General features: G+C 66.4%; 28 protein-coding genes. 9 read left to right on the plus strand and 19 right to left on the minus strand.

All coding sequences use genetic code 11. The features are described 5' to 3' along the window. Positions 1-33 precede the first annotated feature (33 nt). Positions 34-897: a LysR family transcriptional regulator gene (locus ACZ5YA_RS25815; protein ID WP_059372963.1), complete on the minus strand. Its 864-nt coding sequence runs from the start codon at positions 895-897 to the stop codon at positions 34-36. A 109-nt stretch (positions 898-1,006) separates the two neighbouring features. Between ACZ5YA_RS25815 and ACZ5YA_RS25820 the strand changes: the two genes are divergently transcribed. Further along, entirely contained in the window at positions 1,007-1,489 is a 483-nt protein-coding gene (locus ACZ5YA_RS25820) for a multidrug/biocide efflux PACE transporter (protein WP_059372966.1), read from the plus strand. Here the strand turns inward: ACZ5YA_RS25820 and ACZ5YA_RS25825 are convergent. The 9 genes from ACZ5YA_RS25825 to ACZ5YA_RS25865 all read right to left on the minus strand — a co-directional run bounded on the left by ACZ5YA_RS25825 (position 1,464) and on the right by ACZ5YA_RS25865 (position 9,923). Then, the gene (locus ACZ5YA_RS25825) at positions 1,464-2,114 is read right to left on the minus strand and encodes a GntR family transcriptional regulator (protein ID WP_059372968.1); all 651 of its coding nucleotides are present in this window, start codon (positions 2,112-2,114) and stop codon (positions 1,464-1,466) included. The genes ACZ5YA_RS25820 and ACZ5YA_RS25825 overlap by 26 nt on opposite strands. Continuing rightward, positions 2,114-3,079 carry a branched-chain amino acid ABC transporter permease gene (locus tag ACZ5YA_RS25830; RefSeq protein WP_059372969.1) on the minus strand — a complete coding sequence of 322 codons (966 nt, stop codon included), beginning with the start codon at positions 3,077-3,079 and terminating at the stop codon, positions 2,114-2,116. The genes ACZ5YA_RS25825 and ACZ5YA_RS25830 overlap by 1 nt, the downstream gene beginning before the upstream one ends. 1 nt (position 3,080) lies before the next feature. Then, on the minus strand, positions 3,081-3,983 hold the full coding sequence (locus ACZ5YA_RS25835; RefSeq protein WP_059373059.1) for a branched-chain amino acid ABC transporter permease: 903 nt from the start codon (positions 3,981-3,983) through the stop codon (positions 3,081-3,083). Between the two features lie 109 nt (positions 3,984-4,092). Further along, positions 4,093-5,298, minus strand: a complete 1,206-nt coding sequence (locus ACZ5YA_RS25840; RefSeq protein ID WP_118932578.1) for an ABC transporter substrate-binding protein — start codon at positions 5,296-5,298, stop codon at positions 4,093-4,095. A 57-nt stretch (positions 5,299-5,355) separates the two neighbouring features. Next, the gene (locus ACZ5YA_RS25845) at positions 5,356-6,075 is read right to left on the minus strand and encodes an ABC transporter ATP-binding protein (RefSeq protein WP_118932579.1); all 720 of its coding nucleotides are present in this window, start codon (positions 6,073-6,075) and stop codon (positions 5,356-5,358) included. Next, complete coding sequence (locus ACZ5YA_RS25850; RefSeq protein ID WP_082401334.1) at positions 6,068-6,823, minus strand: ABC transporter ATP-binding protein; 756 nt, start codon at positions 6,821-6,823, stop codon at positions 6,068-6,070. The genes ACZ5YA_RS25845 and ACZ5YA_RS25850 overlap by 8 nt, the downstream gene beginning before the upstream one ends. A gap of 89 nt (positions 6,824-6,912) precedes the next feature. Next, positions 6,913-7,824, minus strand: a complete 912-nt coding sequence (locus tag ACZ5YA_RS25855; protein ID WP_059372975.1) for a dihydrodipicolinate synthase family protein — start codon at positions 7,822-7,824, stop codon at positions 6,913-6,915. 285 nt (positions 7,825-8,109) lie between these two features. Further along, a complete protein-coding gene (locus tag ACZ5YA_RS25860) occupies positions 8,110-8,997 on the minus strand; it encodes an alpha/beta hydrolase (RefSeq protein ID WP_464091415.1) in 888 nt (295 codons plus the stop codon). A 38-nt stretch (positions 8,998-9,035) separates the two neighbouring features. Next, on the minus strand, positions 9,036-9,923 hold the full coding sequence (locus ACZ5YA_RS25865) for a LysR family transcriptional regulator (protein ID WP_464091416.1): 888 nt from the start codon (positions 9,921-9,923) through the stop codon (positions 9,036-9,038). Between the two features lie 97 nt (positions 9,924-10,020). Here ACZ5YA_RS25865 and ACZ5YA_RS25870 point away from each other — a divergent pair, with 97 nt between their 5' ends. Next, positions 10,021-10,425 (plus strand): CidA/LrgA family protein, encoded by a 405-nt coding sequence (locus ACZ5YA_RS25870; RefSeq protein WP_059372980.1) that lies wholly within the window; start codon positions 10,021-10,023, stop codon positions 10,423-10,425. Then, a complete protein-coding gene (locus tag ACZ5YA_RS25875) occupies positions 10,415-11,107 on the plus strand; it encodes an LrgB family protein (protein WP_059372982.1) in 693 nt (230 codons plus the stop codon). The genes ACZ5YA_RS25870 and ACZ5YA_RS25875 overlap by 11 nt, the downstream gene beginning before the upstream one ends. An 8-nt stretch (positions 11,108-11,115) precedes the next feature. On the opposite strand, the gene ACZ5YA_RS25880 is transcribed toward ACZ5YA_RS25875, so the two are convergent. Beyond that, the gene (locus ACZ5YA_RS25880) at positions 11,116-11,760 is read right to left on the minus strand and encodes a LysE family translocator (protein ID WP_059372984.1); all 645 of its coding nucleotides are present in this window, start codon (positions 11,758-11,760) and stop codon (positions 11,116-11,118) included. Next, positions 11,757-12,680, minus strand: a complete 924-nt coding sequence (locus ACZ5YA_RS25885; protein ID WP_464091417.1) for a DMT family transporter — start codon at positions 12,678-12,680, stop codon at positions 11,757-11,759. The genes ACZ5YA_RS25880 and ACZ5YA_RS25885 overlap by 4 nt, the downstream gene beginning before the upstream one ends. 194 nt (positions 12,681-12,874) lie before the next feature. Between ACZ5YA_RS25885 and ACZ5YA_RS25890 the strand changes: the two genes are divergently transcribed. From ACZ5YA_RS25890 to fusA, 4 genes are all read left to right on the plus strand, one after another. Then, entirely contained in the window at positions 12,875-14,290 is a 1,416-nt protein-coding gene (locus tag ACZ5YA_RS25890) for an aminotransferase-like domain-containing protein (RefSeq protein ID WP_118932596.1), read from the plus strand. A 38-nt stretch (positions 14,291-14,328) separates the two neighbouring features. Further along, positions 14,329-14,673 (plus strand): protein tyrosine phosphatase family protein, encoded by a 345-nt coding sequence (locus tag ACZ5YA_RS25895; RefSeq protein WP_059372991.1) that lies wholly within the window; start codon positions 14,329-14,331, stop codon positions 14,671-14,673. Positions 14,674-14,771: 98 nt separating this feature from the next. After that, a complete protein-coding gene (locus ACZ5YA_RS25900) occupies positions 14,772-15,236 on the plus strand; it encodes a universal stress protein (protein ID WP_013391481.1) in 465 nt (154 codons plus the stop codon). A 270-nt stretch (positions 15,237-15,506) separates the two neighbouring features. Further along, entirely contained in the window at positions 15,507-17,618 is a 2,112-nt protein-coding gene (gene fusA, locus ACZ5YA_RS25905) for an elongation factor G (RefSeq protein WP_059372992.1), read from the plus strand. Positions 17,619-17,628: 10 nt separating this feature from the next. Here fusA and ACZ5YA_RS25910 read toward each other — a convergent pair whose 3' ends face one another. Further along, entirely contained in the window at positions 17,629-18,585 is a 957-nt protein-coding gene (locus ACZ5YA_RS25910) for a DMT family transporter (protein ID WP_280015892.1), read from the minus strand. A 245-nt stretch (positions 18,586-18,830) separates the two neighbouring features. Between ACZ5YA_RS25910 and ACZ5YA_RS25915 the strand changes: the two genes are divergently transcribed. After that, positions 18,831-19,301 carry an Lrp/AsnC family transcriptional regulator gene (locus ACZ5YA_RS25915; RefSeq protein ID WP_059372995.1) on the plus strand — a complete coding sequence of 157 codons (471 nt, stop codon included), beginning with the start codon at positions 18,831-18,833 and terminating at the stop codon, positions 19,299-19,301. Between the two features lie 28 nt (positions 19,302-19,329). Here the strand turns inward: ACZ5YA_RS25915 and ACZ5YA_RS25920 are convergent, their stop codons facing one another. After that, entirely contained in the window at positions 19,330-20,139 is an 810-nt protein-coding gene (locus tag ACZ5YA_RS25920) for an alpha/beta fold hydrolase (protein ID WP_464091418.1), read from the minus strand. Positions 20,140-20,266: 127 nt separating this feature from the next. Between ACZ5YA_RS25920 and ACZ5YA_RS25925 the strand changes: the two genes are divergently transcribed. Beyond that, complete coding sequence (locus ACZ5YA_RS25925) at positions 20,267-20,764, plus strand: YbaK/EbsC family protein (protein ID WP_464091419.1); 498 nt, start codon at positions 20,267-20,269, stop codon at positions 20,762-20,764. A gap of 18 nt (positions 20,765-20,782) precedes the next feature. On the opposite strand, the gene ACZ5YA_RS25930 is transcribed toward ACZ5YA_RS25925, so the two are convergent. The 5 genes from ACZ5YA_RS25930 to tolB form a co-directional block, all read right to left on the minus strand. Then, positions 20,783-21,592: an ABC transporter ATP-binding protein gene (locus ACZ5YA_RS25930; RefSeq protein WP_464091420.1), complete on the minus strand. Its 810-nt coding sequence runs from the start codon at positions 21,590-21,592 to the stop codon at positions 20,783-20,785. Next, positions 21,589-22,632 carry a FecCD family ABC transporter permease gene (locus ACZ5YA_RS25935; protein WP_118932587.1) on the minus strand — a complete coding sequence of 348 codons (1,044 nt, stop codon included), beginning with the start codon at positions 22,630-22,632 and terminating at the stop codon, positions 21,589-21,591. Before ACZ5YA_RS25935 ends, ACZ5YA_RS25930 begins: the two co-directional genes overlap by 4 nt. Then, positions 22,632-23,321 carry a tol-pal system protein YbgF gene (ybgF, locus tag ACZ5YA_RS25940; protein WP_013391489.1) on the minus strand — a complete coding sequence of 230 codons (690 nt, stop codon included), beginning with the start codon at positions 23,319-23,321 and terminating at the stop codon, positions 22,632-22,634. Before ybgF ends, ACZ5YA_RS25935 begins: the two co-directional genes overlap by 1 nt. A gap of 86 nt (positions 23,322-23,407) precedes the next feature. Beyond that, positions 23,408-23,908 carry a peptidoglycan-associated lipoprotein Pal gene (gene pal, locus ACZ5YA_RS25945; protein ID WP_042796384.1) on the minus strand — a complete coding sequence of 167 codons (501 nt, stop codon included), beginning with the start codon at positions 23,906-23,908 and terminating at the stop codon, positions 23,408-23,410. A gap of 31 nt (positions 23,909-23,939) precedes the next feature. Then, positions 23,940-25,262 (minus strand): Tol-Pal system beta propeller repeat protein TolB, encoded by a 1,323-nt coding sequence (tolB, locus tag ACZ5YA_RS25950; protein WP_059373061.1) that lies wholly within the window; start codon positions 25,260-25,262, stop codon positions 23,940-23,942. Positions 25,263-25,267 lie beyond the last annotated feature (5 nt).

Consider the following 25,267-nt stretch of genomic DNA (forward strand, 5'->3'; position numbering starts at 1 on the left):
TCGGCTGCAAGGCCGTTGCGGCGCGGGCTGGCTCTAGCCGCCCGTCAGGCTCTGCAGCAGCCAGGCGCCTGCCGGCCCCAGCGCGCGGCGCCGCGACCAGACCGCGTCGACGCGGATGTGGCGCGGCCAGCCTGGCGCCTTCAGCTCCACCAGCTGATCCTGGCCGAAACGCTGGAACATCCAGCGCGGCAGTTCGGTCCAGCCAAACCCCAGGGTCGCCATGTCCATCAGCATCAGATAGCCGGGCGCCGACCAGGTCGCGTACGCGGGTTCGGTCTCCTTGTCGCCCAACTCGTACGTGCTCAGGCGCAGCGCGCGTTCGGATTTCAGCTGGTCCTCCGTGACCCGGGGCAGCTTGGCCAGCGGGTGCTTGCGGCTCACGCACAGGACGATTTCAGAAAGCTCCGCCAGGGCGGCGTGCGCGACGTCGGGCGGATAGCTCTCCTGGGCGGCCATCAGCCCCAGATGCGCGCGGCCCTGCTGCACCAGCGCCACCACATCCTCGTATTCCGCGATCAGGCATTCGAAGCGCAGCGCCGGATAGCGCTGGTCGATCTGGCTCAGCATGTTCTCGAAGGTCTCGGACTGGAACGTGTCGGACAGCACTACCGTCAGCCGGGGCTCCAGGCCTTCGGACAGTTGGCTGGCGCTGCGATTCAACCTGTCGTTGGCGGCCAGCACCTGCAAGGCCTGGCCCAGCAGCACGCGGCCCGCCTCGGTCAGCACGGGCTGGCGCTGGCTGCGGTCGAATAGCGCCACGTTCAGGTCCACCTCCAGGTTGGCGATGGTTTCGCTGATGGTGGACTGGCTTTTCCCGAGCTTGCGGGCGGCAGCCGAAAACGTGCCTTCGGAGGCGACCTGGGCGAACGCCGCCAGGGATTCCAGGGAGTGGCGCATAGACGGAGGCTCCGTGATTATCGGTTTTTCCGATGAAAACCATCTTTATGGTAACGGAAATATCGTCGAAAATCCCTGCCACTGAGTATCAACCGACCGCAGGTGGGTCATGACGCAAGCCAAGAAATCCATTAAAGAACGTTTCCTCCACGCCTTTCTGTTCGAAATCATCGCCATCGGCCTGTGCGCCCCGGCGGCTGCCTGGGCCATGGGCAAGTCCCTGTTCGAAATGGGCGTGCTGACCGCGGTGATCGCCTGGATCGCGCTGGTCTGGAACATGATCTACAACGCGGGCTTTGACCGCATCGAGAACCGCATGGGCTGGACCCGTACGCTGCGGCTGCGCGTGGTGCATGCCTTCGGCTTCGAGCTGGGCCTGATCCTGATCGTGATCCCGCTGGCGGCCTGGTGGCTCAACATCAGCCTGTGGCAGGCCTTTGTGCTGGATATCGCGCTGGTGCTGTTCTATCTGCCCTACGCCTTCCTCTACAACCTGGCCTACGACCGCTCGCGGCCGCGGGTGCTGCAGTGGCTGGCCCGCCGCAAGGGGCAGGCCGCGCCGGCCGTCACGCGTCAATCACCTTGCGCGTGAACATCTCCAGGTAGTCCATCAGCGAGTCCGCGCCCTTGATGGCCGCGGACTCGTTGCCGGTGGCGATGCCTTCGGCCATCAGCATGTGGCGGCGCGCGCCTTCGGCGATGTCGCCCTCGTGTTGGTAGGCGTACCAGAAGCGGCGGCACTGGATGATCAGCGGCGCCACCGCGTTCACGGCCGAGGCGTTGCGGCAGGCCTGGTGGCAGACGTGGTCCAGCATCTGGTCGGCATGCATGTAGTCGTCGAGATTGCCGCCTTCCGCCGCGCGGATCATCTGCGCCGCGCAATCCACGATCTGGCTGCGCTGCGCCGCAGTGGCGCGGCGCGCGGCGCTGGCGGCGATCAGCTGTTCCAGCGCCCGGCGGGTCTGGATCAGGTCCATGTGGTCCGCCAGCTGGATCATGGACACGCGCAGGCCGCGCCGCGGCTCCTGGCGTATCAGCCCGGCGGCCACCATGCGCAGCAGCGCCTCGCGCAGCGGCGTGCGTCCCAGGCCGGTCATTTCCACCAGATCCGCTTCCACGACCGCGCTGCCCGGCTGCAATTGCAGCGTGGCGATCATGCTTTCGATCTGGTCGTAGGCGACATCGGCGGCGCGCCGTTTGGATTCTGCTGCTGCCATCAACTATTGTTTTCCTTCGTTTTGCGCCACTGCGCGTAGGCCAGCCATTCGCCGACGAAGCCGCGCCGGAAGAACGACACGCACAACACGAAAATCAGTCCGATGACGATGGTGACGATGTCGCCCAGGGTGGCAAGGTAATTCTGCAAGCTGACGACCAGCGTCGCGCCCACCACCGGCCCCCATACCGTGCCGATGCCGCCCAGGAGCGTCATCAGCAGCACTTCGGTGGAAGTAGCGAGCGAAACGTCGTTCAATGCAACCAGCTGGAGCACCAGCGCCTTCAGCGAGCCGGCCAGGCCGGCGACCGAGGCCGACAGCACGAAGGCCAGCAGCTTGCACCGGTCTGTATCGTAACCTAGCGATATGGCGCGCGGCGCGTTGTCCCGGATGGTCTTGAGCACCTGGCCGAAGGGCGAATGGATCACCCGGTAGACGAACAGAAAGCCCAGCACGAAGACCCCCAGCGTGAAGTAATACATGTTGGCGTCCACGCTCAGGTCCACCAGGCCCAGGAACTTGCCGCGCGGAATGCCCTGCATGCCGTCTTCGCCGCGCGTCCAGCCCACCTGCACCGCCATGAAGTACGCCACCTGCGACAGCGCCAGCGTGATCATCGCGAAGTAGATGCCGGTGCGCCGGATCGCCAGCCAGCCGATCGCCCAGCCGATGGCCGCGGCCATGGCCACGCCGCAAGCGATGGCGATCTCGGGCGGCAGGCCGCGGGCGCCGAACAGGATCATCATTTCGCCGGCCGCATAGCCGGCCCAGCCGAAGAAGGCCGCATGGCCGAACGACACCAGGCCGGTAAAGCCGGTCAGCAGGTTGAAGGCCAACGCGAACAGCGCAAAGCACAGCACCTTCATGACGAACACGGGATAGACGATCTGCGGGAAAAGCGGCACCAGCAGGGCCGGCACCAGCAACAGCGCCAGGATGCGGATCGAGGAGGGTATGCGCTGCACCTTATTTCTCCTTGCCGAACAGGCCGGCGGGGCGCGTCAGCAGAACGATGGCCATGACGATGAAGACGACTACCGTCGAGGCTTCGGGATAGAACACTTTGGTCAGCCCTTCCAGCAGGCCCAGGGTCAGCCCGGTGACGATGGCGCCCATGATGGAGCCCAGTCCGCCGATCACGACCACGGCGAACACGATGTTCAACAGGTTCGAGCCCATCAGCGGGTTGATCTGCATGACGGGCGCGGCCAGCACCCCGGCCACGCCGGCCAGCGCCACGCCGAAACCGTAGGTCAGGGTGATCATCACCGGTACGTTCACGCCGAAGGCCTGCAGCAGCTTGGGGTTCTCGGTGCCGGCGCGCAGCATGGCGCCCAGCCGGGTGCGTTCGAACAGATACCAGGTGGCAAGGCACAGCACCAGCGATGCCACCACCACGAAGGCGCGATAGGCGGGCAGGAACATGAAGCCCAGGTCGAAACCGCCCTGCAGAACCTCGGGCGGCTCATAGCCCACGCCCGAGATGCCGTAGAAGTAGCGAAAGCCCCCTTCCATCATCAGCGCGATGCCGAAGGTCAGCAACAGGCCGTACAGGTGGTCCAGGTGGTACAGGCGCTTGAGCAGCGTCTTCTCGATCACGACGCCCACCAGTCCCACCAGCAGGGGCGCCAGGATCAGCGCGGCCCAGAAGTTGATCTGCACGCCCGGCCCCAGCAGCTGCGGCAGCTGGGTAAAGCCGATCCAGGCCAGAAAGGCCGCCATCATGAACTGGGCGCCGTGTGTGAAATTGACGATGTTGAGCAGGCCGAAGATGATGGCCAGCCCCATGCTGAGGATGGCGTAAAAGCAGCCGTTGATCAGGCCCACCAGCAGTTGGGCGAGCAAGGCGGAAAGCGAGATGTCGAACATGGTAGGCGGCGGGCGGAAAGGTGTCGCGTCGATTTCCGGGAAGCGCGCGGCGATGCGCCGCGGCCATGGCAGCCGGCGCCGCACGCCATGCGTGCGGCGCGTGGCGGCATCAGGTCTTGTTCAACGAGCACGCGGCCTGGGGCTTGGGGAACACGTCCTCGCCCTTGAGCACCGACTTCACGTTGTAGTAGTCCCAGGGCGCCTTGGATTCCTTGGGCGTCTTGACCTGCAACAGCAGCATGTCGTGCACCAGCGCGCCGTCGGCGCGCAGCTTGCCATTGCGGATCACGGCGTCGTTGATGGTCATCTCGCGCAGTTTGGCCATCACGGCCGGCGCATCGTCGGTGCCGGCGGCTTCGATCGCCTTCAGATAGGACAGCGTGGCCGAATACACGCCGGCCTGCGAAGCGGTCGGCATCTTTTTGGCTTTCTCGAAGAATTTCTTGGCCCAGGCGCGCGAGGCATCGTCATAGTCCCAATAGAAGGCTTCGGTCAGGTACATGCCCTGCGCCTTGGCCAGGCCCATGCTGTGCACATCCGAGATGTAGGTGAGCAGCGGCGCCACGATCTGCTTCTTGTTGATGCCGAATTCGTTGGCCTGCTTGACTGCGTTGACCGTGTCGTTGCCGGCGTTGGCCAGCGCGATCACGTCGGCCTTGGAGGCCTGCGCCTTCAACAGGAACGAAGAGAAGTCGTTGCCGGGGAAGGGATGGCGCGACACGCCCACCACATTGCCGCCGTTTTCCTGGATGACTTCGGTACCGTCCTTTTCGAGCGAGTGGCCGAAGGTGTAGTCGGCGGTGATGAAGTACCAGCTCTTCTTGCCTTCCTTGACCAGCGCGCGCGCGGTGCCGGCGGCCAGGGCGTAGGTGTTGGTGGTCCACTGCGCATTCAGCGGCGAGCACTTCTCGCCCAGGATCGCGGTGGACAGACCGGCCGACGGCATGGTCACGCGGTTCTTCTGCTTGGCGATTTCCATCACCGCCAGCGCGGTGGACGCGGTGGGGAAGTCGGTGATCATGTCGACCTTGCCCTGGTCGAACCATTCGCGGGCCAGGTTGGCGGCGACGTCGGGCTTGTTCTGGTGGTCGGCGGAAACCACTTCCACCGGCTTGCCCAGCACCTTGTTGCCCATTTCCTCGGCGGCCATGCGGGCCGCGATCACGGAGCCGTTGCCGGCCAGGTCGGAATAGACGCCGGACAGGTCGGTCAGGACGCCGATCTTGACCACGTCATCGCTGATCTTGGTCTGGGCCTGGGCGGCGCCGATCATGCCGACGGCGAACAGCGCTGCTGAGATTCGATTCAATTTCATCTGACTACGCTCCGTGTAGGAAGGGGACTGCGGTCGGAAGGAATGCGTCTGGAAAACTCAAATGCCGAGCAGGGCGTTCAGCCTGTCCTGCGATTGCAGGACTTCGGCGCGGTCTATCACCGCCACCACCTGGCCGTGCTCGATGACGTAATGGCGGTCGGCCAGGTGCTGGGCGAAGCGGAAGTTCTGCTCGACCAGCACGGTGGTGTAGCCGCGCTCTTTCAATTGCCGGATCACGCGGCCCAGGGACTGCACGATGACGGGGGCCAGGCCTTCGGTGATTTCGTCCAGCAACAACAGGCGGGCGCCGGTGCGCAGGATGCGCGCCATCGCCAGCATCTGCTGTTCGCCGCCCGACAGCCGCGTGCCGGGGCTGTGCGCGCGTTCTTTCAGGTTGGGGAACATGTCGTAGATCTCTGCCACCGACATGCCGTCCGGCCCCACCGAGGGCAGCAGCATGAGGTTTTCCTCGGCGGTCAAGGATGCATAGATGCCGCGCTCTTCAGGGCAATAGCCGATACCGCGGCGCGCGATCTTGTGGGGTGGCAGGCCGACGGTCTCCTGGCCCTGGATCCTGATCGAGCCGCTGCGCCGGCCCACCAGGCCCAGGATGGACTTCAGCGTGGAGCTGCGGCCCGCGCCATTCCTGCCCAGCAGGGTCACGCATTCGCCCGGCTTCACGTCCAGGTCGATGCCGTGCAGGATGTGCGATTCGCCGTACCAGGCGTGCAGGTTGCGGATTTCCAGCATGCTGGAGGCTGCGGCGGCTTCATTCATCTTCGGCTCCCATGTAGGCTTCGCGCACCGCCGGGTTTTCCGATACGGTCGCGTAGGGGCCTTCGGCCAGGATCTCGCCCCGCTGCAGCACGGTGATGGTGTCGGAGATGTCCGCCACCACTTTCATGTTGTGTTCGACCATAAGGATGGTGCGGCCGGCGCTGACCTGCTTGATCAGGTGCTTGACCCGGTCCACGTCCTCGTGGCCCATGCCTTGCGTGGGTTCGTCCAGCAGCAGCAGCTCGGGTTCGAGCGCCAGCGTGGTGGCTATCTCCAATGTGCGCTTGCGGCCATAGGGCAGGTCGCCCGCGGCCACGTCCAGATGCGTACGCAGGCCGACCTGGTCCAGCAGTTCCTCGACGCGGTGATGCAGGCTTTCCAGCGTGCGTTCCGAACGCCAGAAGCAATAGTCCACGCCCAGCTTGCGCTGCAGGGCCACGCGCACGTTCTCGCGCACCGACAGCTGCGGAAAGACGGCAGAGATCTGGAACGAGCGCACGATGCCGCGACGCGCGGTCTGCGCGGGGCGTTCCTGCGTGATGTCCACGCCGTCGTAGAGGATCTCGCCGCGCGTCGGGATGTGGAACTTGGTCAGCAGATTGAAGAAGGTGGTCTTGCCCGCGCCGTTGGGGCCGATGAGCGCGTGGATGGCGCCGCGGCGCACGCTCATGTCGACGTTGTTGACGGCGACGAAGCCGCGGAATTCCTTGCTCAGGCCCCGGGTCTGAAGAATGATGTCGCTTTGCATGATGTCCGTTGGGCTTGCTGGGGACAGGCCCTGGCGCGTCGCGGTCCCGCCACGCGCCAGGAGGTTCGTGCTTCTTCCGGAGCCCGGCCTTACTTCGACTGGTACTGCGCGGGGCGCTTGGCCAGCGACGCCTGGATGATGGCGGCGCAGCGTTCGCGTTCGGCGCCGGCCAGCGGCAGGCGCGGGCGGCGCACGTGCTCATTGCCCACGCCGGCCAGGGTCTCGGCCAGCTTGATGTTCTGCACCAGCTTGGTCGACACATCCAGATGCAGGAGCGGCGTGAACCATTGGTACAGCGCCAGCGCTTCCTGCCACTTGCCCGCCTTCATCAAGTCGTACAGGGCCACGGTTTCGCGCGGGAAGGCGGTGACCAGCCCGGCCAGCAGGCCGTCCGCGCCCAGCGCCAGCGCCTCGAACGACAGGTCGTCCACGCCGATGAACAGCTGATAGCGCGTGCCCAGCGCGTTGCGCAGGTCGGTCAGGCGGCGCACGTCGTCGCTGCTTTCCTTGATGGCGACCAGCCATTTGCAGTCGGCCAGCTCGGCCATGTGCTCGGGCTTGAGATCGACGCGGTAGGCGACGGGATTGTTGTAGATCATGCAGGGCTTCTGCGCGGCTTCGGCCATGGTGCGGATGCTCTGCATCGCTTCGCGCGAGTCCGCCACGTAGATCAGCGAGGGCATCAACATGAAGCCGTCCACGCCCAGTTCCACGGCGGCCTTGATGAAACGCAGCGCTTCGCGGGTGCTGGTCTCGGACACGTTGGCCAGGACCGGAATGCGGCCGGCGCTGACTTCCACGGCGCAGCGCGTCACTTCCAGCTTTTCTTCAAGGCTCAGGGTGCTGGCTTCGCCCAGCGAACCGCAGGTGACCAGGCCGTGTACGCCGTTGTCGATCAGGAAGCCGAAGTGCTTGCGCATCGCCTCGAAGTCGAGGGTCTCGTCGGCATGGAACTTACTCGTTACGGCAGGGAAGACGCCCTGCCAATGCACGTTACTCAACTGGCTTCTCCTCAAGATGCCGTCGCTTCAATGGCGGAGCGGCGAGCAGGTGCAAAGTCTAATATCTGATAAATATATTTAGAAGATATTTTGATTTGGGGATTTCCCGGGGCGGGTCAACCCGGAGGCGGAGACAAGCCGATGCGCGATTTCTGGGGATGAGCGGGAAGCGTGCGCCTTGCGCGCACGGGCAAGGCAGGCGTCGTGCTTGCCGGCGGCCGTAGAGAGGTCCGGATGGAGGCGAGGGAAAGAGGCAGCCCAGGCCGGGCTGGCGGACTGCGGAGGCTAGCCGGCCTTGCGCGGATACGCGCGGCTCGCGTCCTGCATGAAGGTCTTCACCGCGGTCTCGTATTGCGCGCCGCTGCGGAAGGCGCCGGAATGCGAGGCGCCTTCGATCTTGACCAGGCGTTTGAGCTCGGGCGCAACGTTGCCTGCGGCGGCGTAGAGCTCGTCGCTCATGGTGTGCGGCACCACGCGGTCGGCGGTGCCGTGCATGAACAGCATGGGGGTGCGCATGCGCGCCAGCTTTTCCACGGAAGCGAACGGTTGCGTGACCAGCAGGCTGGCGCCACGCACTTTGCCCCAGCGCAGCGTGGCCAGCATCGCGCCGATGCTGGTGAAGCTGGATTCCACGATCAGGCCGGCGAATGCCGGCTGGTCGGGGCGCGCGGCCAGGTCGATGGCGATTGCGCCGCCCAGGCTATGGCCGTAGATGAAGCGGCGCGCCGGATCGGGCTGGATGCGCGCCAGCTCCTTCAGCCCGGCCACGGCGTCTTCCAGCGCGCTTTCCTCGGACGGCAGACGCGGGGTCGACGCGCCGAAGCCGCGGTAGTCGATGGCGAGCACGGAATAGCCCATGCGCGTCCAGCCGTCGATGCGGAAGGCGCTGCCGTTCAGATTCCAGCGTGCGCCATGCAGGTACAGCACGGTGGGCGCGCCGGCTTGTGGGCTTTGCCAGTACCAGGCGCGCACCTTGTCGCCGCCTGCCAGCGTCAGGTCATAAACCTGGGTGCCCGCGGCGGGTTCGCGCCACCAGGTCTGCGGTTCGGACTGGGGGGAGAAAATAGTCTGCCGCTGCCAGGAATCGAGCTGGGTGCAGCCGACCACGCTGGCGCCAGCAAGCAAGGCAACGGCGAACAGGCGGCGGGGAGAAAGGCGGGGTAGGGCTGGCATGGATAGTCTGACCCGGGCGGGGCGGCTGGGTTCCGGCATCAGCATACTTCGGGATGGACTTCCCGGGTCAAGGCCAGCCAGGCCTGGGCGGCATGCGACAGGTAGCCGCCGCGGCGCCACACCTGCACCATCTCCCAGTCCGTGCCGGCATCGCGCAGCGGCACGCGCGCCACGCCGGCGTGCAGCTCTTCGCGGGCCTTCAGGCGCGGCAGGAAGGCCACGCCCAGGCCGGCCGCCACCAGCGCCGCGATGAAATCGATCTGGCCGCTGCGCGCGGCCACGGTGGGGGCGAAGCCGGCGCGCTGGCAGGCGTCTTGGATGATGCGGTTCAGGGCGAAGCCGGTCTCGAACAGAATGAAGGGCGTGTCCCGCAGATCGCTCAATCCGACCGTTGCGGCGTGCGCCTTGGGGTGGTCGGCCGGCATCAGCGCCACCAGCGGCTCGCGCGCCACGGGCTGCCATTCGAAGATGTCGGGCACCGGTTTGAGCGAGGCGGCCAGTTCGATCTCGCCAGCCATCACCATTTCCTCCAGGCGGCGGCTGCCGTGTTCCACCAGGCTGATTTCAATCTGCGGATAGCGGCTGCGAAAGCGCGCAAACATGGGGGCGAACAGGGTGCTGCTGCCCAGCGGCGGCAGGCCCAGGCGCAGCACGCCGCGCTTGAGCCCCTTCAGTTCGTCCAGTTCGGCGTACAGATCATCGCGCTGCGCCAGCATGGCCACGGCGCGGCGGTAGACGATTTCGCCGGCCGCGGTCAGCCGCGGCGGCTGGGCGTGGCGGTCCAGCAACGGCATGCCCAGTTCGTCTTCCAGCTGGCGCACCGCTTTGCTGACGGTGGGCTGGGTGGCGAAGACGGCCCGGGCGGCTTGAGAGAAACCGCCCTGGCGGACCACTTCTACCAGGGCGCGCAGCGGACGCAGTTCCATGTGTATGCCTATCTGGAATAACTTGAATTCATCGAATTCATTTTATCTATGAGCACCGTAGGCGTAAAACATCTGCTTGCCGCAGGAACTTCGTCTCATGTCTCGCCCACGCCTCGCCCTTCTTCTACGCAGCACGCTGCGCCGCAGCCGCGTGCTGCAAATCTGTCTGCTGGTCCTCTTCTCCTTGCTGGGTCAGGCGTTGGCCCAGTTGCTGGGTCTGCCCGTGCCGGGCGGCGTCATCGGCATGGCGCTGGTGCTGGCGCTGCTGGCCACGCGCCGCCTGCGGGTGCGCAACGTGCATCGCGGCGCCAGCTGGCTGCTGGGCGAAATGCTGCTGTTCTTCGTGCCCGCCGTCATGTCGCTGCTGGACCACCGCGAATTCCTGGGCGTGCTGGGCTTGAAGCTGCTGGCCGTCATCCTCCTGGGCACGGTTCTGGTGATGGCCGGCACGGCGTTGACCATCGATCTCTGCTATCGCTGGATGAATCGCCATGCCAGCTGATTTCAATCTGCTGTTCTGGCCCGCCGCGACGGTGCTGGCCTATGTCTGCGCGCGCCTGTTCTACCGGCGCTATGCCTACTGGTGCACGTCGACCCTGGTGGTGGCGCCCGCGCTGCTGCTGGCGCTGGCGCTTGCGCTGCACACCGGCTACCGGGACTACATGGCGGGGTCGCACTGGCTGATGGCGATGTTGGGCCCGGTCATCGTGGCCTTCGCGCTGCCCTTGTATGAACAGCGCGCGCTGATCCGCCGTTACTGGCCGGTGCTGGTGGCGGGCGTGGCGGTGGGCAGCCTGATCGCAGGCGCCAGCGCCTGGATGCTGGGCAGCCTGCTGGGCCTGTCGCCGGACCTGCGCCTGAGCCTGCTGCCGCGTTCGGTGGCCACGCCGTTCGCGGTGGCCGTGTCGTCGCACGTGGGCGGCGTGCCGGACCTGACGGCCGTCTTCGTGATCGTCACGGGCGTGTTCGGCGCGGCCCTGGGCCAGTTGATGCGGCGCTGGCTGCCGCTGCGTTCGGCGCTGGCGCGCGGCGCGCTGTTCGGGATGGGCGCGCACGGCGCCGGAACGGCCAAGGCCCGCGAACTGGCGGCCGATGAAGGCGCCGTCGCGGGCCTGGTGATGGTGATGGCGGGGCTGTTCAATGTGCTGGTCACGCCCGCCGTGGTTGTGGGGTTGCTGGCCTGAGCGCCGCGTCAGTGCAGCATTTCCAGCGCTACCGGATACAGCGACGCCACCAGCAGCAGCGCCATGCCCACATTGAAGGCGCGGATCGCCCAGGGCTTGTGCAGCACGCGGCGCAACGCCGTGCCGAAGGTCACCCAGATGCCGATGCTGGGCAGGTTGACGATGCCGCAGACGACGGTGGCGATGACCAGATTGGCGAAGAAGCCATTCTGCGGCGTGTAGGTGGCGATCACGCCCACGGCCATGACCCAGGCCTTGGGGTTGACCCACTGAAAGGCGGCGGCCTGCAGGAAGGTGAACGGCTTTCCGCGCGCCTCGCCGTCGTCCATTTCGCCCGAATTCGCGATCTTCCACGCCAGGTACAGCAGATAGGCCGCGCCCGCGTACTTCAGCACGGTGTAAAGCTGCGGCACCTGCTGGAACACCGAGCCCAGCCCGATTCCCACCAGGAAAATCATGAAGGTGAAGCCCAGGTTCACCCCCAGCAGATGCGGCACGCTGCGGCGGAAGCCGAAGTTCAGGCCGGACGAGGCCAGCATCACGTTGTTGGGTCCGGGGGTAATGGAACTGACCAGGGCGAACATGGCCAGCGGGCCCAGCAGGGACAGGGACATCAGGGGCACGTCGGCCCAATTGGAGGGGAGCAGATTCATTCTTTGGTCCTGACGATGGCGCGGCGTCCGCCGGCGATAACGGCGATCACGGCAGCCGCGAAGACGTACGTCGCCGGCTCCACGGATTCGCCAAACAACAATGCGGCCGCCACCACCGTCAGGAACGGTTGCAGCAACTGCACCTGGCCGACCCGGGCGATGCCGCCCACGGCCAGGCCGCGATACCAGGCAAAAAAGCCCAGGAACATGGAACCCAGCGCCAGATAGGCGCTGGCGTAGATCACCGGGGCGCTGGGCCAACTGGCCTGCTGCGCCGCCATCCAGCCGACCGGCGCGGCCACCACGGGCGCGCTGATCACCAGCGCCCAGCAGATGGTGCGCCCGCCGCCCAGCGTGCGGGAAGCGCGCGCGCCCTCGGCATAGCCCATGCCGCCCAGGACCACGGCCAGCAACAGCCACAGATAGCCCGGCTGCAGGGCGCCTTCGCCCTGGCGCAGAGCATAGGCCGTCACCAGCGCGGCGCCCAGCACGGCCCAGGCCCAGAAGGCGGGCGAGGGGCGCTCGCCGCTGCGCAGCGCGGCAAAGGCCGCGGTCGACAGGGGCAGCAGCCCGTTGAAGACGGCGCCCTGCGACGCGGGCACGGTCTGCATGGCAAGCGAGGATGCCAGCGGCCAGCCCACCACGATGCCCAGCGCGGCCAGGATCACGCCTGGCCATTCCTGGCGGTTCGGGCGGCGCGCGCGCGTCAGCCAGAGCACGGCGATGGCCGGCACCGCCGCCAGCAGCGCCCGGCCCAGTCCCACAAGCAGCGGCGCCAGCTCGCCGACGGCCAGGCGGGTCATGGGCAGCGTCAGGGAAAAGACCAGCACCCCCAGAAAGCCATAGCCGTACCCCTCCCACAGCCCAGCGGGCGCGCCAGGCGCAGCCTGGGAGGTCGGATAGAAAGCGGGACGGGTCATCACAGCCACCAAGGTTGGGGAACGCCGCGGGCATCGCGCCCATCCGCTATTGCGGGTTTTCGGCATTGCTGTCACTCTACGCATAGTTATCGGTACAGTACCGGTACACTTTTGCATATCACTTTACTTACTGGCCTGGTGAAATCCCCATGACAGTTGCCGCCGCCGCGACCTCCCCCATGCCCTGGCAGCCCGTGCGCCAGGCCGACGCCACCTTGGTGACACAGCTGGCCGATGGGCTGGCGCGCCGCATCGATGAACAGGGTCTGCGGCCCGGCACCCGGCTGCCGTCGATCCGCAAGATGGCCGAACAGTCGGGCGTCAGCCGCTTCACCGTGGTCGAGGCCTACGACCGCCTGGTGGCCCGCGGCCTGGTGCAGTCGCGGCGGGGCGCGGGGTTCTTCGTTCGGGCGCGCAGCGGCCACCTGGCCGCCGTGGCCAGCGCGGCGCCCGCGGCGTTCACGCCGCCTGCCCGGATCGATGTCGCCTGGCTGTTGCGCAGCATGTTCCGCGACACCAACCCTTCAGGCATGCCGGGCGGCGCAGGGCTGCTGCCGGCGGACTGGCTCGACCCCGAGATGGTGGCGGGCGCGGTGCGCGCCGTGGGCCGTTCGGTGCGCGGCCATCTGGTCAGCTATGGCCACCCGCAGGGCTTCGCGCCGCTGCGTCAGCAGATCGCCGCCTTCCTGCAGAACGATGGCGTGCCTGCGCATCCGGAACTCAACCTGCTGACGACCAACGGCGTCACGCACGGCCTGGACCTGATCGCGCGGCACCTGGTCAAACCGGGCGACACCGTGCTGGTCGAAGACCCGGCCTGGTTCGTCATCTTCGGCCGATTGGCCGCCTTCGGCGCGCGCCTGATCGGCGTGCCGCGCGGCCCCGACGGCCCCGATACGGCGCTGCTCGAACAGCTGGCTGCCCAACACAAGCCCAAGCTCTTCATCATCAACAGTTCCGTGCACAACCCCACCGGCCACACGTTGTCGGCCGGCGCCGCCTACGACATCCTGCGCATCGCCGAACGCCACGATTTTCTCGTGGTCGAGGACGACACCTACGGCGAACTGCATCCGGGCGGCGCCATGAAGCTGGCCGCGCTGGACCGCCTGAAACGGGTGATCCTGGTGGGCGGTTATTCCAAGATGCTGGCGGCCAGCCTGCGCGTGGGCTATCTGGCGGCGAATCCGGACATCCTGCAGAAGCTCGCCGACCTGAAGATGCTGGCCGGCCTGACCTCGCCCGAACTCGGCGAGCGGGTGATCCACCGGGTGCTGATGGAAGGGCAGTACCGCCGCCACATCGAGCGCGTGCGCCTGCGGGTGGACGACGCCCGCCAGCGCTGCCTGAAAGGGTTGCTGAAACTGGGGTTGACGGTGCACCACGAGCCGCACGCCGGCATGTTTGTCTGGGCCGATTACGGCCGCGATACCGAGGCGCTGGCGCGCGTGGCGGCCGACCACGGCATGCTGCTGGCTCCGGGCACGCTGTTTTCCCCGTCCCAGGCGCCGTCCACGATGCTGCGCTTTTCGGTCACGATCGCCGATCATCGCGGCGTCTGGACCGATCTGGAAAAAATCTTCGCGCAAAACGCCTCCAGCAATCAATAATAGAAAGCTGTCTCTTTGAAGCCATTGAAGGAACCGCCATGTCCGCACCCATCAAACCCCTGACCCAGAATTTCGCCGTCGCGCCCCAGCTCGGCCCGGACGACATGGCGGACGTCGCCGCCGCCGGCTACAAGAGCGTGATCATCAACCGTCCCGATTTTGAAGGCGGGCCGGACCAGCCCACCGCCGCGGACGTGTCCAAGGCCGCCGTGGCCGCCGGCCTGCAGATCGAATACCAGCCCGTAGTCGGCAGCGCCATGACCGCCGCCGACGTGGTGCGTTTCGCCGAGCTGCTGCGCACGCTGCCGGGCCCGGTCCTGGCGTACTGCCGCACCGGCACCCGCTGCACCAATCTGTTCGCCGCCGCCCAGCAGCTGGGCTGATCGCGCTTGACGCGCGTCAAGGCGCGCCGGGTTCGGTTGATGTGAACCTGGCGCGTTTCCGGTAGCATGGAGGTACCTCACAAACAGGAGCAGGCAAGATGTTCAAGAAGATCCTGATTCCCACCGACGGTTCTCCGCTCTCGGCCCAAGCCGCCAATGCCGGCATTTGCTTTGCGCGTTCCGTGGGCGCTGAAGTCGTCGCGCTCTACGTGACCCAGCCCTTCGCAGCCACGATCGGCTTTGACGGCATGGCTGCCGCCTACGCCATCACCGACGAAGACTACGAAAAGGCCTCCGCCGAGCAGGCCGACAAGTACCTCAAGCAGATCACCGACCGCGCCGACACCGCCGGCGTGAAGTCCGAGTCGCGCGCCGTGTCGAACTTCAACGTTGCCGACGGCATCGTGCAAGCCGCCGCCGACGCCGGCTGCGATCTGATCTTCATCGGCAGCCACGGCCGCAGCGGCCTCTCGCGCCTGCTGCTGGGCAGCGTCACCGCCAAGGTTCTGTCGCTGGCCAGCACCGCCGTGCTGGTGTACCGCGTCAAGGAAGAAAAGAAGTAGCCTGCACGGTACGCCGCTGCGGGCAGCCCCTGAGGCTCGCCCCAGGCTGGTGCATGGCAAACGAGCCCCTCCCGTTGGAGGGGCTTTTTTTTATCCTTGGCCCTTGCAGGGACTAGGCTTGTTTCTTGTCGCGCCGCGCGTAATATTTACGCATCAGTGCGGGCGCGGTTCCGCGATTCTCAAGCACCCTACGCGGCATGGCGCCCGCCGCGGCAAGGCCCGGTCGGGCTTGCCGTCTTCGCCCGGTAGTTCACTGCAAGGGAAGAGGCCATGACTCGCAAGACGCGTATCGAGCTTTACCGCAATATCGGCATCAGCGCCCACATCGACGCGGGCAAGACGACGACCACCGAGCGCATCCTCTTCTACACCGGCATCACCCACAAGATCGGCGAGGTGCATGACGGCGCCGCCGTGATGGACTGGATGGAGCAGGAACAGGAACGCGGCATCACCATCACGTCGGCCGCCACCACCGCCTTCTGGAAGGGCATGGCGGGCAACTATCCCGAACACCGCATCAACATCATCGACACGCCGGGCCACGTCGACTTCACCATCGAGGTCGAGCGTTCCATGCGCGTGCTGGATGGCGCGGTCATGGTCTACGACGCCGTGGGCGGCGTGCAGCCGCAATCCGAAACCGTCTGGCGCCAAGCCAACAAGTACAAGGTGCCGCGGCTGGCCTTCGTCAACAAGATGGACCGGGTCGGCGCCGACTTCCTGCGCGTGCAGCGCCAGATCGCCGAACGCCTGAAGGGCGACGCCGTGCCCATCCAGCTGCCGGTGGGCGCCGAGGACCATTTCGAAGGCGTGATCGACCTGGTCAAGATGAAGGCCATCATCTGGGATGAGGCCAGCCAGGGCGTGCGCTTCGAGTACCGCGACATTCCCGCCTCGATGCAGGCCCAGGCCCAGGAATGGCACGACAAGATGGTGGAGAAGGCCGCCGAGGCCAACGAAACCCTGTTGGAAAAATACCTGTCGGGCGAACCCTTGACCGAGGATGAAATCAAGCAGGGCCTGCGCATGCGCACGGTCGCCAACGAGATCGTGCCGATGCTCTGTGGCAGCGCGTTCAAGAACAAGGGCGTGCAGGCCATGCTGGACGCGGTCATCGACTATATGCCTTCACCCGTGGACGTGCCCGCGATCAAGGGCCACGACGTGCGCGATCATGAAATCGAACGGCATCCCACCGACAACGAGCCGTTTTCGGCCTTGGCCTTCAAGATCATGACCGACCCCTTTGTCGGCCAACTGGTGTTCTTCCGCGTTTATTCGGGCGTGGTGAAATCGGGCGACTCGGTCTTCAATCCCATCAAGGAAAAGAAGGAAAGGCTGGGCCGCATCCTGCAGATGCACGCCAACGAGCGGCGCGAGATCACCGAGGTCTACGCGGGCGACATCGCGGCGGCCGTGGGCATCAAGGACGTCACCACTGGCGACACGCTGACCGATCCCGCCCACATCATCATCCTGGAACGCATGGTGTTTCCGGAGCCCGTGATTTCCCAGGCCGTGGAGCCCAAGACCAAGGCCGACCAGGAAAAAATGGGCATCGCGCTGGGCCGACTGGCGCAAGAGGATCCGTCGTTCCGCGTGCGCACGGATGAAGAGTCCGGCCAGACCATCATTTCCGGCATGGGCGAGCTGCACCTGGAAATCCTGGTCGACCGCATGAAGCGCGAGTTCGGCGTCGAGGCCACGGTGGGCAAGCCCCAGGTCGCGTACCGCGAAACCATACGCAAGACCTGCAACGAGGTCGAAGGCAAGTTCGTCAAGCAATCGGGCGGGCGCGGCCAGTACGGCCATGTGGTGCTCAAGCTGGAACCGCAGGAGCCCGGCAAGGGCTATGAATTCGTCGATGCCATCAAGGGCGGCGTGGTGCCGCGCGAGTTCATTCCGGCCGTCGACAAGGGCATACGCGAAGCCCTCAATGCCGGAGTGCTGGCGGGCTATCCGGTGGTGGATGTGAAGGCGACGCTGTTCTTCGGCTCGTACCACGACGTGGACTCGAACGAGAACGCCTTCAAGATGGCGGGCTCGATGGCCTTCAAGGAAGGCATGCGCCGCGCCGATCCGGTGCTGCTGGAACCCATGATGCAGGTCGAGGTGGAAACGCCCGAGGACTTCACCGGCAACGTCATGGGCGACTTGTCCTCGCGGCGCGGCATGGTGCAGGGCATGGAGGACATCGCGGGCGGCGGCGGCAAGCTGGTGCGCGCCGAAGTGCCGCTGGCCGAGATGTTCGGGTACTCCACCTCGCTGCGCTCGCTGACCCAGGGGCGTGCGACCTACAGCATGGAGTTCAAGCACTATGCCGAGGCGCCGCGCCAGGTGGCGCAGGAAGTGATGGCGGCTCAGGGCACCGGCCGTTGAGCCGTCCGCTTCAGGCCGGGGCGGCGGCCGTGGCCGCCGCCGCGCGCATGCGCGACGAGGCCAGCTTCACGCCCAGCAGGATCATCACGAAGCCGTAGGCATGGAACAGCTGCGGGGCTTCGCCCAGCAGCGGCCAGGCCAGCAGCGCGGCATAGACCGGCACCAGGAACATCGACAGCCCCGCGGTGGCCGGCCCGGCCTGGCTGATCAGGCGGCCGTACACGTAGTACGCGCCCAGGCTGGGCACCACCGCCAGGAACAGCAGCACCGCGGCCAGTCGCGGATCGCCCCAGGGCGGCGTGGCGCCGGCCGCGGCCTCGATCGCGGCAAAGGGCGCCAGGGCCAGCACGCCGCCCAGCATCATGGCGGCCAGCCGGGCGCTGTCCGGCACCGCGGGCAGACTCAGCCGCTTCTGCAACACGGTGTAGAAGGCCCAGCCAGTGGCGGCCAGCAGCACCCAGAGATCCCCTTGGCCGAAATCCAGGCGGGCCAGCGTCTGCGCGTCACCGCGCGCCAGCACCACCAGTACGCCGCCCAAGGCCAGCGCCAGGCCCGCGCCGCGCAGGGCGGACAGCGGCTTGCGCCAGATGATGGCTTCCAGCAGCGCCACCAGGATGGGGCTGCACGAAAAGATCAGGGCGATGTTGGTCGCGCTGGTATTTTGGGCGCCGATGTATTGCGGCGCCACGGCCACGCCCATGCCCAGCACCGCCAGCGGCGCCAGCGACGGCAGGGCGCGCCACAAGGTCTTGCGATGCGCGCGCAGGGCGGGCGCGGCCAGTGGCAGCAGGATCAGCAGGGCGATCAGCCAGCGGCCGAAGGCCAGGAAAACGGGGGGGAGGTTGGCATCATGGGCCCAGCGGGCCGCCACCATGTTGGAGGCGAAGAGCGCCGGAGCGGCCAAAAGCATGGCGGTGCCGGAAAGGCCCAGGCCGGTTCTTGCGGGTGCTGCTGCTGCGAGAGACATGGTTTCCTGCCGTGCGGATCGGCGCGCGGCGTGCTGCGTTGATACTGCCGGCGTCTGCGCCGGGTTGTGCCGCAGCGTGGACGCCGAAATCGGACGGGCGGGATAGGTGACCGTCTTGCAGGAGAGTCTACGGGCAGGAGGGCAAAATAGGTTTCCTGATTCACGCCGTATTTGCTGATTCAGGAAAATATCTGTCTTGTAGAATTTGTTTTTCCAGGGAAAATATCTTTTCTATCGGCCTTCCCATGTCCACATCGCCCAAAATCGACGAAACCGACCGCAAGATCCTGCGCGCGCTGCGTGCGGACGGGCGCCTCACCAACCTGAAACTGGCCGAGCAGGTGGGCCTGTCGCCCACGCCTTGCTGGAACCGGGTCAAGGCGCTGGAGGAGGCGGGCGTGATCGAGGGCTACGCCGCCCTCTTGAACCAGAAGGCGCTGGGCTTGCCGGACACCGTCATGATCGAGGTGACGCTGGAACACCACGATGACGACACGCTGGCGCGCTTCGGCGAAGAGATCACGCGGCTGCCGGAAGTGGTCGAGGCCTTTCTCGTGACGGGCGAGTACGACTATCTGATCAAGGTGGCGGTGGCGGGAACCGAAGGCTACGAGGAGTTCCTGCGCAAGCGGCTCTACAAGCTGCGCGGCGTGCGGCACAGCCGTTCCACCTTCGTGTTGCGGCGTCTGAAGCACACGCCTTCGGTCGAGCCCTGAGGCGTGCCACGGCCGGGCAGCGCCAGCGTCAGCCGTTGATGAATGCCTCGATCGCGCCGTTGAAGGCGCGCGGATTGCCCAGGTTCATGCCGTGCGACGATCCGGTGATCGTCACGCGCTGCGCTTGCGGCAGCCATTGCGACAGGGCATCCAAAACGGCCGGATAGGGCGCGGGGCTGAGCGCGCCGCCAATCAGCAGGGTCGGCAGCTTCAGCGTGCCGATCTGCCCGGGCGTCAGCGCTTCGGGCTTTTCCTCGGCCTGTCCGAACAGCGTGCCGACGTTGTCGCGCACCATTTCCTTGAACCACGGCACCATGCGTTGCCAGGTGTCGGGTCCGGTGACGGTATCCACGAACAGCGCCAGGCCATCTTCGATCTCGCCGTCGCGGATGAGCGCCAGCGCGCGCTGGCGAAAGCCCCCGCGCAGGTCGTCGTCGCCGGGCAGCGGCAGGCCCGGATCGGCCAGGGTCAGGCTGCGCAGCGCGCCGGGCTGCTGCAGCGCCGCTTCCAGCGCCACGCGGCCGCCGCGGGAATGGCCCACCAGATGGGCCGGTTCGCCTGCCACCGTATCGATGAACTCCAGCACGTCGCTGGCATGCTGTTCGACTGAAAAACCCTCGCCTTCGCCGTCCCAGGTTTCGGGCCAGTAGCGGCGCAGGCAGACCGCCAGCACGCGGAACGACTTGCCCAGCGGCGCCATCTGCGACTTCCAGTAGCGGCAGTCGGACAAGGAGCCGTGCACCAGCACCAGGGGCGCGCCGCTGCCGTACTCGGTGTAGGACATGGCGTAGCCGCCGATCAGGGCGGTTTGCAGGGGCAGGACGGGTTCGGAACGCATGGGTGTCGTGTGGGAAAGCCAGGAGCGCATTCTAGCCCGCAGGCGCCGCGCCTCCGCGCTGATAAACTCGTTTCCGATGTCCGGCGCGCTGGCCGCGCCTATTTCCCAACTCAACGGAGCCGTCCCGATGTCGCCTGAGTCCCTTGCCGCCTTGCCCGAATCCGCCCAGCGCGTCGCGCGCCTGCTGCTGGAACTGGGGCATGACAAGCCCGTGGTCGTCCTGCCGCAAACCGGCAAGACCTCGGCGGAAGCGGCGGCGGGGCTAGGCTGCGAGGTCGCGCAGATCGCCAAGTCCATCATCTTCCGGCGCGCCTCGGATGACGCGTCGGTGCTGGTCATCGCCAGCGGCGCGAACCGAGTGGACGAGGCCAAGGTGGCCTCGCAGGTGGGTCCGCTGGCCAAGGCGGACGCGAAGTTCGTGCGCGACATGACCGGCTATGCGATCGGCGGCGTGTGTCCCATCGGCCATGCGGTCAAGCCGGTGATGCTGCTGGACGCGGATCTTTTCAACTACGACAGCCTGTGGGCTGCCGCGGGGCATCCGCATGCGGTGTTCAACCTGACGCCGCGGCAACTGGCGGACATGACCGGCGCGCCGGTCGTGGACGTGGCGCTGCGCGCCTGACATCGCGCTGTCCCGCGTTCAGTGCGGGCGCGCTTGCAGCCCGTCGATCAGCACCTGCCGCAGGCCGCGCGAGCAGGCCTCCACCCGTCCTTCCACCCCGTAGACCGCCGCCAGCGATGCCGGCGTGATCACGTCCGCCGGCAGGCCCGCCGCGTGCAGCCGGCCGTCATGGATCATGACGGCCCGGTCGGCGTGCTGTAGCGCCACGTTCAGGTCATGCAGCACGATGACGCTGATCAGGCCGTGTTCCAGGGTTTCCTGCCGCAGCAGCTGCATGACATGGAACTGGTAGTTCAAGTCCAGCGCCGATAGCGGTTCGTCCAGCAGCAGCACGCGCGGGTGGCGGATCAAGGCCTGCGCCAGTCCCACCAGCTGCTTCTGTCCGCCGGACAGCGAATCCAGGTACTGCAAGGCCAGATGGGCAATGCCCAGGCGCTCCAGCAGCCGGTCTATGGCTTGCATGTCCACCGGCGTACCCAGGCTGTCGCCCGCCTTGGCCGCCACCAGCACGGATTCGAACACCCGCAGGTGCACGGCCGCGGGCAGGCCCTGGGGCAAGTAGACCACGTGGCGCGCGCGTTCGCCGAAGCTCTGGCGCAGCAGGTCGCGGCCGTCCAGAGTGACCTGTCCGGCGCGCACGCGGACCAGGCCCGCCAGGGTCTTGAGCAGGGTGGATTTGCCGCTGCCGTTGGGGCCGAGCAGAGCGGTCACCTGGCCGGCGGGCAACTCGGGTATCGACAGCGCATGCAGCACGTCCGAGCGTCCGTAGCCGGCCGTGAGGCCGCGCACGGATAGCGTCGTTGCGGTAGCGGTGCGCGGCGCGGTCATGGCATCTGCCGGCGCAGCACCACCGACGCGAAAAAGGGTATGCCGACCAGGGCGGTCACGATACCCACCGGCACGACCACGCCCGGCATGAGGTTCTTGGAGGCGATCGACGCCAGTGACAGGATCACCGCGCCCACCAGCGCGCTGCCCGGCAGGAAGTAGCGATGGTCCTCGCCGAACAGCCGCCGCGCAATGTGCGGCGCGACCAACCCGATGAAGCCTATCGTGCCGACAAAGGCCACCGCCAGCGCCGACAGCAGGCTGACCCGGGCCAGCGCCGCAACGCGCACGCGGCGCACGTCCACGCCGAAGCTCGCGGCGCGGTCCTCGCCCAGGCGCAGCGCGGTCAGTTTCCAGGATTGGCGCATGGCCAGCGGCAGCGCCACGGCAAAGGCCGCCGCCAGCACGCCGACCGTGGTCCAGCTGGAACGCGACAAGCTGCCCATGGTCCAGAACACCAGGTTCTGCAGCGCCTCGGCGCTGGCCATGAACTGCACCAGCGACACCAGCGCATTGAAGGTGAACAGCATGGCGATGCCGAACAGCACCACGCCCGAGGTATTCATGCCGCCCCAACGGGTCACGGCGTCCAGCATCAAGGCCGCCAGCAGCGCAAACAGGAAAGCGTTGCCGGCCACCAGCCAGCCAGCGGGAACGCCGGGCAGGCCCAACTGCAGCACGATGGCCAGCGAGGCGCCAAAGGCCGCGGCGGACGACACGCCCAGCGTAAATGGGCTGGCCAAGGGGTTGTTCAGGATGGTCTGCATTTCCGCGCCCGCCATCCCCAGCGCCATGCCGACCAGGGCGGCCATCAACGTCGACGGCAGGCGGATGTCCCACACGATGACTCGGGTGGTCGGATCAGCCGCGCCGGGTGCAGTGAGCGTCTGCCACAGTTCGCCCCAGGGCAGGCCCGAGGGGCCGACGGTGAAGTCGGCCAGCAGCGCAATGAAAAGCGCCGCCAGCAGCAGGGCGATAAGCCCTGCCCGGCGGCGCAGGATGTGCCGGTATGCGGCAACCGCGCTCGCGGCAGGCGGCATTACTGCAGCAGCTGCAGACGGCTCTTGGCCGTGCTGGCGGCCGGCGTGGTCGGGTAGTCGCGAACAATGCGCTGCAGCGTCGTCTTGGCGCCGGCGCGATTGTTCATTTCGATCTGGCTGCCGGCGATGACCAGCAGAGCATCCGGCGCGCGCGCGTTGTCCGGGGCCTTCTGGACCATGGCGTTCAATTGCTCGATGGCGCCCTTGAAGTCCTTCAGCGCATAGCGGCTGCTGCCCAGGTAGAACTGCGCGCTGGGCGCGAGCTGGCTGGCGGGGTACAGGGCGGTGAAGGCGGCCAGCGATTCGGACGCTTCCTTGTACTGGCCCTTGCGGAACAGGTCGATCGCGCCGTCATAGGCGGCCTGTTCCTGGGGGTCGCCGGCGGAGGCTCCCGGCGGATTGGCGCTGCCCGCCGCGCCGCCCGGCTTGGCCGAGGGCTGCTGGCGCGACACCAGTTCGAGCTGGTCGCGCAGTTGGGCGACTTCCTGCTGCAAGGCCTGGATCTGATCGGCCAATTGCAGCTTGGCGCGCTGGCTTTGTTCGTTCTGCTGCTGCACCTGTTGGCGCAAATCCAGGATGGCCCGGCGGGCCTCATCGTCGGAAAAAGCGTGGGCGGGCGCCGCAAGGGCCGCAAGCACCAAGCCGGTGGCCGCAATCAGAGGACGCAGGGACAGAACGTTATCGCGCATGAAAATTCCCGGGTATAAAAACAAACGTCGGGACGGCCGGTTGACCGTCCCGACGCGTGGTAGGGCTCTAGACTATACGAAAAAGCTTAGCGGCGATAAACGATATCGGCGCGGCGGTTTTCCGCGAAGTCGGCTTCCGACGTACCAGTCGCCTTCGGCTTTTCTTTACCGAAGCTGATGGTTTCGATCTGGTTGTCGCTGACGCCCAGCAGGGTCATCATGCGGCGCACAGCGTCGGCACGGCGCTGGCCCAGGGCCAGGTTGTATTCAGCGCCGCCGCGTTCGTCGGTGTTGCCTTCGATCTTGATGGTCTGCTGTTGATGCGAGGCCAGGTACTTGGCGTGGGTTTCGACCAAGCTGCGGTACTGGTCCGACACCGTGTAGCTGTCGAAGTCAAAGTACACCGAGCGCTGTTGCGCCAGGATGCTTTGGGGGTTGAAGGGATCAAGGATCTGGCCAGAGGCCGAGGATCCTTGGCCAGCGCCTCCGCCCTGACCCGCTTTATCGTCGAGAGGGACGGAGCTGCAAGCTGCCAGGGCGGCAGCCAGAGCGGCGATGGTTAGGCTTTTGGCAATGCGCGACTTCATGATAGTTCCTTTGCAAAGAGAGTCACACGTGTTATCGGGTAAATGGGCCCCAAGTCGGTTCACGTATTTCCCCATTCAGTACCGAAAGCGTCTGCCGTACGCGGCCATCGCTCGAGACACCAGCAAGCACGCTACGGCCATTTTGGATGGCGGCGTAAAGGACTTGCATTCCATTCGGCGCAAAACTCGGGGACTGATCGTCACGACCATCAGTCAACAAGGTCTCGGAGCCTGAGGACAGGTTCAACGATGCGATTCGAAACGCGCCGTCGCGTCTTGCAACGTACAGTAGCGTCGATCCATCGGGGGAAATTCGGGGTGATATGTTGTAACCACCATTAAACGTGAGGCGGCGTGCTTCGCCACCACTCGAGCCGGTCTGGTAGATCTGCGGCCCGCCGCTGCGGTCACTCGTAAAGATAATGGAAGCACCGTCTGGCGTAAAGCTCGGTTCGGTGTCAATCCCGGGAGAACGCGTAACTCGGGTCGGATTCGAGCCGTCGGTCGCGCCAACGATGTAAATTTGCGACAAACCATCGCGGGTCAAAGCCACCGCCAGCTTGCTGCCATCGGGCGACCAGCCCGGTGCACTGTTGTTGCCCTTGAAGTTGGCGACAGGCGAACGGGCGCTGGTGGCCAGATTGTGCACGTAGACGACAGGTTTGCCGGATTCGAAGCTCACATAGGCGAGCTTGGTGCCATCGGGCGACCAGGACGGCGAAATGATGGGCTCGCGCGAACGCAGGGCGACTTGCGGGTTCTGCCCGTCGGCGTCCGCCACCTGCAGTTCGTAGGTGGCGCCCTTCTTCAGCACGTACGCGATACGGGTCGAGAAGACGCCCTTAACGCCGGTGATCTTCTCGTAAATGCGGTCGGCGATCTGGTGCGCCACGCGGCGCAGTTCCTGCTCGGTGCCCGAGAACGCCACGCCGTCCAGCTGGCCCTTCTTGACCGTGTCGGCCAGGCGGTAGCGCACGTCGTAGCGGCCGTCGGCGCCGCGCGTGATGCTGCCGTAGGCGATGAAATCGGCGCCCTTGCCGCGCCAGTCGTCATAGGCGATGGGGGAGTCGACGTTCAGGCCGGAACCGGCGGCGTTGATCAGGCGGAACTGGCCCGTGCGGGTCAGGTCGGCGCGGATGACTTCGGCCAGGGCGCGGCCATGGGTGTCGTCAACGGCGAAGTCGGCGATGGCGACGGGGTATTGGGTGGCGCCGGTACCGGAGATATCGACGCGCAGCTGCGCATGGGCGGGCTTGATGGCCATCAGGCAGGCCAAGGTCAGCATCAGCAGCCCGAGTCCATACGATCGCCAGAGAGCGAGGGGGGGTACTCGTCGGCTATAAGCGGGAGTCATATTCA

The sequence above is a fragment of the Achromobacter sp. JCM 18799 genome (assembly GCF_055395645.1).